Origin of the sequence: Neomelitea salexigens DSM 19753, from assembly GCF_000422345.1 — a bacterium.
Taxonomy (GTDB): Bacteria; Pseudomonadota; Gammaproteobacteria; order Pseudomonadales; family Spongiibacteraceae; genus Spongiibacter; species Spongiibacter marinus_A.
Genome location: NZ_AULP01000003.1, coordinates 21538 through 33116 on the forward strand (window position 1 = coordinate 21538; position 11579 = coordinate 33116).

11 protein-coding genes are annotated in these 11579 nt (G+C 56.2%); 6 read left to right on the forward strand and 5 right to left on the reverse strand.

Annotation, left to right across the window (positions count from 1 at the left end; translation table 11 throughout):
• Nucleotides 1-3: 3 nt before the first annotated feature.
• Both rsxA and metG read right to left on the reverse strand, forming a co-directional pair.
• Nucleotides 4-582, reverse strand: a complete 579-nt coding sequence (rsxA, locus tag H573_RS0106050) for an electron transport complex subunit RsxA (RefSeq protein ID WP_027873481.1) — start codon at nucleotides 580-582, stop codon at nucleotides 4-6.
• 145 nt (nucleotides 583-727) lie between these two features.
• Nucleotides 728-2773, reverse strand: coding sequence for a methionine--tRNA ligase (metG, locus tag H573_RS0106055; RefSeq protein ID WP_027873482.1), 2046 nt, complete (start codon nucleotides 2771-2773; stop codon nucleotides 728-730).
• Nucleotides 2774-2987: 214 nt separating this feature from the next.
• On the opposite strand from metG, the gene apbC reads away from it, so the two are divergent.
• The gene (apbC, locus tag H573_RS0106060) at nucleotides 2988-4058 is read left to right on the forward strand and encodes an iron-sulfur cluster carrier protein ApbC (RefSeq protein ID WP_051171052.1); all 1071 of its coding nucleotides are present in this window, start codon (nucleotides 2988-2990) and stop codon (nucleotides 4056-4058) included.
• A gap of 38 nt (nucleotides 4059-4096) precedes the next feature.
• Nucleotides 4097-4663, forward strand: a complete 567-nt coding sequence (gene dcd, locus H573_RS0106065; protein ID WP_027873484.1) for a dCTP deaminase — start codon at nucleotides 4097-4099, stop codon at nucleotides 4661-4663.
• Nucleotides 4664-4677: 14 nt separating this feature from the next.
• Here the strand turns inward: dcd and H573_RS0106070 are convergent, their stop codons facing one another.
• From H573_RS0106070 to purM, 3 genes are read right to left on the reverse strand one after another with little or no spacing between them, the layout of a single operon-like run.
• Nucleotides 4678-5418 (reverse strand): DUF3108 domain-containing protein, encoded by a 741-nt coding sequence (locus tag H573_RS0106070; protein WP_027873485.1) that lies wholly within the window; start codon nucleotides 5416-5418, stop codon nucleotides 4678-4680.
• Nucleotides 5372-6022: a phosphoribosylglycinamide formyltransferase gene (purN, locus tag H573_RS0106075; protein WP_027873486.1), complete on the reverse strand. Its 651-nt coding sequence runs from the start codon at nucleotides 6020-6022 to the stop codon at nucleotides 5372-5374. Before purN ends, H573_RS0106070 begins: the two co-directional genes overlap by 47 nt.
• 3 nt (nucleotides 6023-6025) lie before the next feature.
• A complete protein-coding gene (gene purM, locus H573_RS0106080; RefSeq protein WP_027873487.1) occupies nucleotides 6026-7075 on the reverse strand; it encodes a phosphoribosylformylglycinamidine cyclo-ligase in 1050 nt (349 codons plus the stop codon).
• Between the two features lie 151 nt (nucleotides 7076-7226).
• Between purM and H573_RS0106085 the strand changes: the two genes are divergently transcribed.
• The 4 genes from H573_RS0106085 (at nucleotide 7227) to H573_RS0106100 (ending at nucleotide 11422) form a co-directional block, all read left to right on the forward strand.
• On the forward strand, nucleotides 7227-8303 hold the full coding sequence (locus H573_RS0106085) for a DUF2066 domain-containing protein (protein ID WP_027873488.1): 1077 nt from the start codon (nucleotides 7227-7229) through the stop codon (nucleotides 8301-8303).
• The gene (locus tag H573_RS0106090; protein ID WP_027873489.1) at nucleotides 8300-9397 is read left to right on the forward strand and encodes an AI-2E family transporter; all 1098 of its coding nucleotides are present in this window, start codon (nucleotides 8300-8302) and stop codon (nucleotides 9395-9397) included. Before H573_RS0106085 ends, H573_RS0106090 begins: the two co-directional genes overlap by 4 nt.
• On the forward strand, nucleotides 9397-10092 hold the full coding sequence (gene hda, locus H573_RS0106095; RefSeq protein ID WP_027873490.1) for a DnaA regulatory inactivator Hda: 696 nt from the start codon (nucleotides 9397-9399) through the stop codon (nucleotides 10090-10092). Before H573_RS0106090 ends, hda begins: the two co-directional genes overlap by 1 nt.
• A gap of 220 nt (nucleotides 10093-10312) precedes the next feature.
• The gene (locus H573_RS0106100) at nucleotides 10313-11422 is read left to right on the forward strand and encodes an OmpA family protein (RefSeq protein WP_027873491.1); all 1110 of its coding nucleotides are present in this window, start codon (nucleotides 10313-10315) and stop codon (nucleotides 11420-11422) included.
• Nucleotides 11423-11579 lie beyond the last annotated feature (157 nt).

Consider the following 11579-nt stretch of genomic DNA (forward strand, 5'->3'; position numbering starts at 1 on the left):
CCGCTATACCAGTCCGGCAAAGCCCATAAAGGCGAGAGACATCAGCCCGGCGGTTACCATGCCAACCGCGGCGCCCTTGAAGGGCACCGGTACATCGGCAACAGCGATGCGCTCGCGCATGGCGGCGAACAGCACTAACACCATGGAGAAGCCCGCAGCGGCACCGAAGCCGTAGAGCGCGGATTCCACGAAATTGTGCTCTTTATTAATGTTCAGCAGGGCGACACCGAGCACCGCGCAGTTGGTGGTGATGAGCGGGAGAAAAACACCCAGTACTTTGTAGAGCAGGGGGCTGGTTTTACGCACCACCATTTCGGTGAATTGCACGACCACGGCGATCACCAGGATGAAGGTAATGGTGCGCAGGTATTCCAAACCCAGTGGCTGCAGCAGCCACTCGTAGGTCATCCAGCTGCAGATAGAGGCCAGTGTCAGTACAAAGGTGGTGGCACTCGACATGCCAATAGCGGTTTCCAGCTTGCTGGACACGCCCATAAAGGGGCACAGGCCAAGGAACTGAACCAACACGAAGTTGTTCACTAAAATGGCGCCGAGCAAAAGTATTGTGTAATCCGCTAGCAAAGCGCTTGCCTCTATTGCCGTGGAGCGCGGCGGCTACAAATGGCCGCCCGCTATTTATTGTGATCGAGATGCTATTTTATTTCGATCAAGTGTTCAATTTAAAATCTTTTAATCCACAATGCATTATCGGCAAAATCGATAATGCTTACTGGACTCTCATGCCGGGTTTGGCGCCCTCGTGGGGTTCCAGCAACCACAGTTCGTCGCCACCGGGGCCAGCGGCCAGCACCATGCCCTCAGACACACCAAAGCGCATCTTGCGCGGCGCCAGATTGGCCACCATTACAGTGAGCTTGCCGATCAGTTGCTCTGGGCTATAGGCTGCTTTGATCCCCGAGAACACTTGTTTTTGACCGTGCTCGCCGAGATCCAGCGTCAGCTGTAACAGTTTGTCGGCCCCTTCAACGGCCTGGGCATCGACAATCTTGGCCAGGCGCAGGTCTATTTTGGCAAAGTCTGGAAACTCTATCGTGTCCGCAATGGCATCGTCATTGATCTGCGCCGCCTTTTTCTCTGGCTTTTTGCTGGCTTTTTGTACGGTCTTCGCCGCCTCGATGGATTGCCGGCTGTCGTCGACCATCGCTTGCACCTTATCGCTGTCGACGCGGGCCATCATGGCTTTGAAGTTTTCAATTTTGTGGTCGAGTAGTGGGGTGAATTCCTCTGACCAGCTCAGGCGAATATTCAGGAATTGCTCAACCTGCTCAGCAAGTTTTGGCAGCACCGGAGCGAGGTAGGTAACCAATACGCGGAATACATTGATGCATTGCGAGGCGACCGCAGCCGCTTCTTGCTTACCGTCTTCCTGTTTGGCCAGCTTCCAGGGCTCACAGGCGTCGAAGTATTCATTGGTCGCGTCGGCCAGTGCCATAATTTCGCGCACGGCTTTGCCGTAATCGCGGCGCTCGAGGTGCGTGGCGATGTCGCCGGCGGCGCCGGTTACCTGTTGCCACAGTTCCGGCTTGTGAAGTTCGCTGCTCAGGCGGCCTTCATTTCCTTTGTGAACGAACTTGGCGCTGCGACTGGCAATGTTGACCAGCTTGCCGATCAAGTCGGCGTTCACTCGCTTGGTGAAATCCTCCAGGTTCAGGTCGATGTCGTCGACTGCGCCGGAGAGCTTGGCGGCAAAGTAATAGCGCAGGTACTCGGCGGGCAGATGGTTCAGATAGGTTTCTGCCTTTATAAAGGTGCCGCGACTTTTGGACATCTTCTTGCCGTTGACGGTAAGGAAGCCGTGGGCATAGATGGCCGTGGGCTGGCGGAAGCCCGCGGAGTCGAGCATGGCTGGCCAGAACAAGCCGTGGAAATTGATGATGTCTTTGCCGATGAAGTGGTAGAGCTCGGCCGTTGAGCCTTTTGCCCAGTAGTCATCGAAACTGCGGCCTTCGCGCTCGCACCAGTTGGCGCAGCTGGCCATGTAGCCGATGGGCGCGTCCAGCCAAACGTAGAAGTACTTGCCCGGTGCGCCGGGAATTTCAAAACCAAAATACGGCGCATCGCGGGAAATATCCCAGCTTTGTAAGCCGGCATCTAACCATTCGCGAAGCTTATTGGCGATCTGCGGTTGCAGGGCCTCGCTGCTGGTCCAGTCGCGAAGCAGTTGCTCGAAGTCGCCCAGTTTGAAGAAGTAATGGGTGGAGGCTTTTTCGACGGGGGTGGCACCGGAGATGGCCGAGCGCGGATTGATCAGCTCGGCGGGGGTGTAGGTGGCACCACAGGCCTCGCAATTGTCGCCGTATTGGTCCTCGGTTTTACACTTCGGGCAGCTGCCTTTGATATAGCGGTCGGCCAAAAAGAGCTGCTTTTCGGGATCGAATAGTTGGGTGATTTCGCGTTTCTCGATGTGCCCATTGGCCTCGAGGCGGCGGTATATTTCTTCCGAATAATGTTGGCACTCGGGGGAGTGGGTACTGTAGTAGTTGTCAAACTCGATCAGGAAGCCGCCGAGGTCGCGCTCGTGCTCGGCTTTGACGCGAGCGATTTGCTCCTCCGGGGTGATGCCGAGTTTTTCCGCCGTCAGCATAATCGCGGTGCCGTGGGCATCATCAGCGCAGAGGTAGGCGCAGTCGTTGCCGCGCAATTTTTGAAAGCGCACCCAGATATCGGTTTGTATCGATTCGAGGAGGTGCCCCAGGTGCAGTGGGCCGTTGGCGTAGGGCAGGGCACTGGTAACCAGAATCTTGCGCGACATGCTAATCCTTCATAAAACAATGAGTCAGAGACGTAGCGGCGTTTACCGCGGTGTAGACTGCCCGGCGGCGTTGCCGTCGGGGGGCGATACTATAGCGTTTTTACGTTGCCGACGCATCTATGCGGCCGTTGTGAGGGCGCTTGCTGCGGCGTATACTCGCCCGCTTAGCCGCTGTAGTGACGCCTCGCCGAGGCCGCCCATATAGGAGCCTGTTTTGCCATCTGAACACGCCATTCAAGAGTGCCTGTCAGCCGTAACCCTGCCGGGGCTCAGTCAGCCGCTGGCAAGTATTGCCAGTATTCGCATACCTGCCGAGGGTGTTTGCGAGGTGGTGCTGGGTTTTCCGGCGCGCAGCCACCAACAACAGTACGAGGCATTTTTGCGCGACAGTTTGGCGGCGCAGGGGCTGTCTTGTGAAGTGAGCGTGAGCTGGGAAATCGCCGCTCATCAGGCGTCACAGGGCATTAAAAACATGGAAAATGTCCGCAATATTATTGCGGTGGCATCGGGTAAGGGAGGCGTGGGCAAGTCGACCACGTCGGTGAATCTTGCCTTGGCACTGGCTGCCGAAGGCGCGAGAGTTGGCCTGTTGGATGCCGATATTTATGGCCCAAGCGTACAGATGATGTTGGGCGTTGAGTCGGGTGTGCGCCCCAAGCAATACGGCACGCAGTATCTGTTGCCCATTGAGGCGCAGGGTATTCAGTCGATGTCGATGGCGTATTTGGTGACCGAGAAAACACCAATGGTATGGCGCGGCCCCATGGCGACCGGTGCGCTGCAGCAGTTGTTATACCAAACCTATTGGCAGGATCTGGATTACCTGATTATCGATATGCCACCGGGAACCGGTGATATTCAGTTGACCCTTTCACAGAAAGTGCCTGTTGCGGGTGCCGTTGTGGTCACTACGCCACAGGACATCGCCTTGCTCGATGCCAAGAAGGGCATTGAGATGTTTGCCAAAGTGTCGGTGCCGGTGCTGGGTGTGGTCGAGAATATGGCGGTGCATGTGTGCAGCCAGTGCGGCCATGCAGAACATATATTCGGTGAGGGTGGTGGAGAGCATATCGCTCGTGACTACGCTGTGCCGATGCTGGGCGCCTTGCCGCTGTCGATGCAGATTCGCGAACAGGCCGATCGCGGCGCGCCGGTGGTGACGCAGGCACCTGACAGTGAAGCGGCACAATTGTATCGCGATATGGCCACGGCCACGGCGGTCGAGTTGGCCCGGCGCCAGCGCAGCAGTGCGGCGGCACCACAGATTTCTATTAGCGACGATTAATACTATTTGCTGCCGATGCGGCGGCTCAGGGGAAAGCAATGGCGATTAAATCAGACAAGTGGATTCGTCGAATGGCGGAGTCAGAAGGGATGATCGAGCCCTTCGAGCCGGGGCAGGTGCGCGAGCAGGATGGCAATCGAATCATCAGCTACGGTACTTCCAGCTACGGCTACGATGTGCGCTGTGCCAATGAGTTTAAGGTGTTTACCAATACTTACTCGGCAACGGTTGACCCCAAGGCCTTTGACGACCGCAGTTTCGTAAACATTACTGGCGATTCCTGCATTATTCCGCCCAATTCGTTCGCGCTGGCGCGCACCGTTGAGTACTTCCGGATTCCGCGCAGTGTATTGACGGTGTGTTTGGGTAAGTCCACCTATGCGCGCTGCGGTATCATCGTGAATGTCACGCCACTGGAGCCCGAGTGGGAAGGCCACGTGACTCTGGAATTTTCCAATACCACCACGCTGCCAGCGAAGATATACGCCAATGAAGGTGTCGCGCAGATGCTGTTTTTCGAATCTGATGAGGTGTGTGAGGTGAGTTACCGCGACCGTGGCGGCAAGTATCAGGGACAGCGCGGCGTGACGCTGCCAAAAACCTGATAGTGCGTGATTGCTCAGCGCAGGGGCGTGTCGAACTCGGCGCTGAGCAGGTTCATCGAATAGAGCTCGTCGTCTTCGCGCTGTTCTAGTTTCACTATTAAGTAGTTCAATGCTGGCGCCAGCCAGATAAACGTTTCGCTGCTGCTGCCGTCGCGATGCTTGCGCAGCTTCACGGTTTGCAAGGTGCCCATTGCCGTCTCAATACGCTCTTCACCGATGCGGCTGATACCATAGGTTTTGAGCTTACCCTTTCTTTTTACTACCGTCTGATTCTGCTGTGAATCCAGCTGGCCTTTGATCAGCATTTCACGCAACTGCAGCTGGGCGCTCAGTTGGTCGCTGAAGTGAGGTTTGAGGTCTTTCTGCCAAGGCTTTTTGGCCTGCTTGTCGGAAACGATTTGCTTGGTCCAGTCGAAGGTCAGTTCGAGGTTTTTCTTGCTGCTGACATTGTTTTCGTAGCGGTAAGACAGGGGGCGCAACTTGCCCTTGTGCACTTCCAGTTTGCTTTCTTCGTCGACTTTAAAGAAAAACAATTTTGCGTGTTGGCTGAGCCGCCAGTGGTCGCCGTCGCGCTCCAGGATGCGTTCAGCCTTGGTGCTGAGGCCGTCGTGGCTAATTTGGTAGTGCGCGCGATAGGGAGTGAGGGCATCGGCGTCGGCGTGGACAAGGCTGACACTGCCGACAAGCAGCAGGGTGCTCGCCAGGGCCTTAATGCTCGTTAAAGATAACGCCGTGCTGAGGAAGTTCCTGTTCATCGAGTACCGCCTTTGAAGCCACGAGTGACAATCGTCCTTCGGCAAACCAGCGAGCCGCCAAAGGATAAATTTGATGCTCTTTGGACAAGACCTTGTTGGCAAGAGTTGCAGCATCATCGCCAGCGTTTATCGGTATTTTTGCCTGAATTATCGCCGGGCCGCCATCCAGCTCTTCGGTAACAAAGTGCACCGTAGCGCCGGCTTCACGGTCACCGGCATCCAGTGCGCGCTGGTGAGTGTTGAGGCCGGGGTACTTCGGCAGCAGTGAGGGGTGAATATTCAGCAAGCGCCCCAGGTAATGGCGCACGAAACCGCCTGTGAGAATACGCATAAAGCCAGCGAGAATCACAAGGTCGGGTCGATGTTGGTCGATGGTTTCCTGCAGGGCGGCATCAAACGCCTCGCGGCTGCTGAAGTCGGTGTGCGGTAAGCACTTAGTGGCTATTCCGGCGCGTTCGGCCCGCTGCAGGCCGCCAGCGTCAGCCTTGTTGCTGATAACGGCGACGACGTCGCCGCCACCCAGCTGCTGTGCTTGGGCGGCATCAATAATGGACTGCAGATTCGAGCCGCCACCGGAGATCAGAACTACTATACGACAGCCCATCATTTACAGGTCGCTGATAACCACTCGGTCTGCGTCGTCGTCGCTGGCCTCAATGCGGCCAATGACCATGGCTGTCTCGCCGTGCTGATGAAGCATATCGACAATGCTATCGGCCTGCTCTGCTGATACGGCCATGACCATGCCGATACCGCAGTTGAAGGTGCGGTACATTTCGCGTGCTTCGACATTGCCCTGTTCTTGCAGCCAGTCGAAGATGGCGGGGCGCTGCCAGCTGTCACTGTCGATAACTGCGCGGGTGTTGCGCGGCAGTACGCGAGGAATGTTTTCCAGTAAGCCGCCGCCAGTGATGTGGGCAAGCGCATTAACCTGGAACTGTTTGATGATATTCAGCACGGGCTTCACGTAGATGCGCGTGGGGGCGAGCAGGGTTTCACCCAGTGTGCTGCCGCCAAATTCGCTGTCGAGTGCCTGACCACTGTGGTCGATGATTTTGCGAATCAGCGAGTAGCCGTTGGAGTGAGGGCCAGAGGAACCGATGCCAACCAGTGCATCGCCGATGCGAACAGAACTGCCGTCAATAATGCCGGACTTCTCCACAACGCCAACACAGAAGCCGGCCAGGTCGTAGTCTTCACCTTCATACATGCCGGGCATTTCTGCGGTTTCACCGCCGACCAGTGCGCAGCCCGATTGTTCGCAACCGGCGCCGATGCCGGTAACGACACTGCTGGCAATATCGACGTTGAGCTTGCCCGTGGCGTAATAATCGAGGAAGAACAGCGGTTCAGCGCCTGTCACTAGCAGGTCGTTGACACACATTGCGACGAGATCGATACCAATGCTGTCGTGAATGCCTGTGTCCATGGCGAGTTTTAACTTGGTGCCGACACCGTCTGTGCCCGACACCAGGACGGGTTCTTTATAGCCGGTCGGCAGTTGGCACAGGGCGCCGAAACCACCGAGGCCGCTCATGACTTCCGGGCGACGAGTGCGTTTGGCAACATCTTTGATGCGCTCGACGAGTGCATCTCCGGCGTCAATGTCTACACCGGCATCTTTGTAACTCAGGCTGGGCTTGTTGGTATCAGTCATAGTGCTTGGCTGTCCTCTTTGAGGGCGCTATTCTAGCTTGGTTGGTCGCGCAATTCAGCAGCTAAACCGGGAATTTTGCACTGCTTCAGGACTTGGTAGGCGCGCCTTGCTAAACTGTGGCGCCAGTTTCAGGTAGAGGGATTTTAATACTGTGATTAATGCGCTAAAGCGGCCGCTGCTATTGTTGTTAGCCGCCTGCCTGTGCTCGGCCGCTGTCGCGGGCCGAGTCGATGACCTCTACAAGGGGCGCGAGGCCGTTGCCGAACAGTCCCCTGCGACGCTCCGCCGTGGTGCTGCCAGTGCGTTGGAGCAAGTCTTCGTGCGTGTTTCCGGTCAGGGCCAGCTGCCACAGTCCTCCGCACTTTCTGAAGCACTGGCTTCCCCCGAACCATTTTTGACTCGCTACAGCTATCGCCGTGAAAACATCGATGGCGAAGAGCGCCTTTGGCTGGACATGAAGTTCTCTCCTCGGCAGGTCAATGCGGTGCTTCAATCAGCCGGTTTGCCGGTCTGGTCGGCAAATCGTCCTACGGTACTGCTATGGCTGGTGGTCGATACGCCAGAGGGCCGAAGCTTCCTCGGCAGCGGTAGCCACCCGGACTTGGAAGAGGCGCTACAAGAAGCTGTGGCACGCCGCGGCCTGGCGTTGCAGCTGCCGTTATTCGACTTAATTGATGCGGGTAATCTGAGTGCGCAGGCTCTGTGGCAAATGCCCGAGGGCCGAGTTCGCGAAGCCTCGCAACGGTATGCGCCGCCCTTCATTCTTATGGGGCGGGCGTCCCAATTGTCCACTGGCCAGTGGTTGGCGAGCTGGGCCTTGCTCGATGAGCAGAGGGGCGAACGCTTTGATACCCAGAGCCAACAAGACGGTGGCTTTCTGGCGGCAGCGGTCGACCGAGTCGCCGATGTTCAAGCGCGTCGCTACGCGGTTAATAGTGTCGCCGGTGCCGGTGGGCGTACGCTAATCCATGTGAGTGGCCTCACGCGCTTTGACGACTACGCGCAGATGGTGAGTTATCTGGAATCTCTTGCGGTGATAGAACACGCGAATGCGGCGTGGGCGTTTGGCGAGGAGTTGGTGCTGGAATTGGTGTTGAAAGACGATATGGATAAAGTCGAGCGCTATCTGCAGCTGGACGGCCGCCTGCGCCGCGCCGCTGAGGGCGTAAGCCGCAGCCGGGCGCCGCTGGTGACACAAGGTAACTATATCTGGCAGGGTCAGCCATGACCGTGAATGTTCGCTGGTTATGGTGGTTGGGGGGATTATTACTGCTGGCGTGGCTGCTCAATGCCCTAAGCCCAATATTAATGCCCTTCGCCATTGCCTCAGTGCTGGCGTATATGGGGGACCCGCTCGCCGACCGCTTAGAGGCCAGAGGCGTGGGCCGAACCATGTCAGTGGTGTTGGTCTTCAGTGGCTTGTCACTGTTCTCACTGCTGATGTTTTTAATCACCTTGCCGTTGCTGCTGGACCAAATGCAGCTGCTAGTGCAGCGTTTATACGCCTTGCTTGCATGGTTGCAAGAGACGGCATTGCCCGGGCTGCGTGGATTTTTGGATCTGCCTGAGCAGGCCCAGCCAATTGATACGGCTAAAGAGGCAATCAGCAAGCACTGGGATGCGGCAGGTGGCATTTTTGTCTATGTGTGGCAAAAAATAAGCGGCTCCAGTGTCGCGGTGATGACGTGGGTGGCAAACATCACGCTCATTCCTGTTGTCACCTTCTATCTGTTGCGTGATTGGGATGTGATGATGGCGGCAATCCGCAAACTGCTGCCGCGCTCCCACGAAGCGCTATACGTTGATATCGCGCGTCAATGCGACGAGATCTTAGGCGCCTTTGCGCGCGGGCAATTTTTGGTAATGTTATCGCTTGGTGCGATATACACCGTCGGTCTGTTTATCCTCGGGCTTGATCTGGCATTGGTGTTGGGCTTGGCCGCTGGCTTGGCCAGTATCGTCCCCTACCTAGGGTTTATCGTTGGTATCGCTGCGTCGGGTTTGGCGGCGTATTTTCAATTTGACCTCTCCTGGCAGTTGCTGGGCGTTGCGGTGGTGTTTGGTTTTGGCCAACTGTTGGAAAGCTTGTATTTAACACCGTCGCTGGTGGGCGACAAAATTGGCCTGCACCCGGTAATGGTGATTTTCGCTATATTGGCCGGAGGCCAGTTGTTCGGCTTTCTAGGCATTTTATTAGCGCTGCCGGTTGCCTCGGTAATGAAGGTGATGGCCGGCTATCTTCACGATGCCTATTTGCGCAGCGAGTGGTATCGAGAAGGCGGAGAAATCCCGCTAGTGGTTGAAGGCGAGGACGAGGACTGATGGCGTCAACGCAGTTGCCCCTGGCGCTTAGCCTCGATACTGAAGCGACCTTCGACAATTACTATGTCGCACCATCGCAGCAGCTTCCGGTAGCAGTACTAAAGGGGGTGGCAACGGGGCAGGGAGAGAAGCTGGTCTATCTTGCCGGGCGCAGCGGTCGGCGGCACCTGTTGCAGGCCTGTTGCCAGTTAGCCGACGCTCAGGGGCGTTCGGTGCGCTATATTCCCGCCGCGGAATTGCTGGACTATCCTGCTGAAATGGTACTCGAAGATGCCGATTTGGCAGACCTTGTGTGCATTGACGGTTTGTCGGACATTGCCGGTCGCAGTGACTGGGAAGTGGCGCTGTTTAGTCTTTATAACCGTGCGCTTGGCGGGTGCTGCTCCCTGCTTTTTGCGTCCACCGACGTTCCCGATCAGTTGGCGATTGAGCTGCCTGATTTGGCGTCTCGCCTGCAGAGCTTTAGTGTTTACCGACTCTCTGAACTTAGCGAGGAGGAGCGAATCGCCGCGCTTTGCCACCGCGCTCAAATTATGGGCCTGGACATTAATGAGGCCCTCGCTGAGTTTATCTATCGCCGCTGTCAGCGTGATCTAAAAGCGCTATTTGACGTACTAAGCGAGTTGGACCGCCACAGCCTGGCGCGGCAACGGCGACTGACGATCCCGTTTGTAAAGGAAATAATGTCTTGGTGAGTGAACTTTTCACTCAATCCAGACTCTCGATGCGGGCGTGGCGTTGCGAATAGTGGTTGCTTCTTTCTTGCAGAGCTTCTATAACTCTTTGCAACGCCGTCGCGGTAAAATTACTGAAAAGCAGGCGTGCAAGGGCATACTTGCGTGTTATTCTTGAACCAAGACCCACCATTAAGGTAGGGCGACGGAAGACCTAAGTGATAATCAGGGGAGCTACAAAATGCGTAAACAATTAATGGGTGCTGCGATTGCTGCGGTGATTGCCGCACCAGTGATGGCGGACGACCACAGTAATAAGTGGTACTTGAATGCCGGCGTGGGTTATCAAGTTTTTGATTCTGCTTGGGACCTGGAAGAAACGGCTGCCGCGTTGTTCAGCGTTGAGCAAAAACTCAGCAAGGACTGGGGCGTGGAAGTGGGTGTTAGCTACTCGGACACTGACAATCGCTACAATGTAGGCGCGGCGGACGCGGAAGTAACTTTCCTGTCGGCCAGTGCTCTGCGCTATTACGATATGGACTCAAAAGTTGAGCCCTATGCGGCCATTGGTCTGGGCATGGGTGTGGTGAATTTCCACACTATTCGCGAAGAAGAGATTACTCAGGCTAACCTGGGTGGTGGTTTCCGTTACGCACTGTCTGGTCCTCTGTCTCTGCGCGCTGATGCCCGTTACTTTTACGGTTTCGACCATGAAACTAACGACGGTATCGTCTCTTTGGGTCTGAGCTATGCATTCGGCGGTGAGTCTAAGCCGGCTCCTGCCCCAGCGCCTGTTCAAAGCAATGACAGCGATGCTGACGGTGTTGAAGATGGTGCTGATCAGTGCCCAGGCACACCAGCAGGTGTGGCTGTTGACGCGAAAGGCTGTGCCTTGGATAAAGACGGTGACGGCGTACCTAACTACCGCGACAAGTGCCCCAACACGCCAGCGGGCCGCCAGGTTGATAAATTCGGTTGTAAGTTTGTACTCAAGCACACCGAGTCGATCAAAATGGACGTGAAATTCCCACTGAACTCCGACGCAATTCCTACGTCGCAAATCAGTGAGCTGAAGAAAGTCGCTGAGTTCATGAAGCGCTTCGGTGGTGTTAAAGCCGTTGTTGAGGGTCACTCTGACAGCACTGGTGCTGCGGCCTACAACAAGCAGTTGTCTCAGCGTCGCGCCGACGCCGTTCGCAGTGCTCTGATTAAAGAGTTCGGCATTGATGCCAGCCGCCTGAGTGCGATTGGTTACGGTGAAGAGCGTCCTATCGCTGACAACAGCACCAAGGCTGGCCGTCAGGCTAACCGCCGCGTTGTTGCAGTAATGGAAGCAGAAGTCGCTAAATAAATCGCGACTGGTGCATACCGGAAGGGGCCCCTGAGGGCCCCTTTTTTTTGCCTGAATTTCGACCCCCCCTCCTGTTAAATATTCCCCAACTTGTCATGCCCCAATTGAGGGCGAGTTGTTCTGTGTCGCCGAATACCCCTCCGTATTTTCTGGCTCT

Bases quoted from the DNA above. Each gene is read 5' to 3' on its own strand.
- metG (WP_027873482.1), bottom strand. From the start codon at position 2,773: ATGTCGCGCAAGATTCTGGTTACCAGTGCCCTGCCCTACGCCAACGGC.
- dcd (WP_027873484.1), top strand. From the start codon at position 4,097: ATGGCGATTAAATCAGACAAGTGGATTCGTCGAATGGCGGAGTCAGAA.
- H573_RS0106070 (WP_027873485.1), bottom strand. From the start codon at position 5,418: ATGAACAGGAACTTCCTCAGCACGGCGTTATCTTTAACGAGCATTAAG.
- purN (WP_027873486.1), bottom strand. From the start codon at position 6,022: ATGGGCTGTCGTATAGTAGTTCTGATCTCCGGTGGCGGCTCGAATCTG.
- purM (WP_027873487.1), bottom strand. From the start codon at position 7,075: ATGACTGATACCAACAAGCCCAGCCTGAGTTACAAAGATGCCGGTGTA.
- H573_RS0106090 (WP_027873489.1), top strand. From the start codon at position 8,300: ATGACCGTGAATGTTCGCTGGTTATGGTGGTTGGGGGGATTATTACTG.
- hda (WP_027873490.1), top strand. From the start codon at position 9,397: ATGGCGTCAACGCAGTTGCCCCTGGCGCTTAGCCTCGATACTGAAGCG.
- H573_RS0106100 (WP_027873491.1), top strand. From the start codon at position 10,313: ATGCGTAAACAATTAATGGGTGCTGCGATTGCTGCGGTGATTGCCGCA.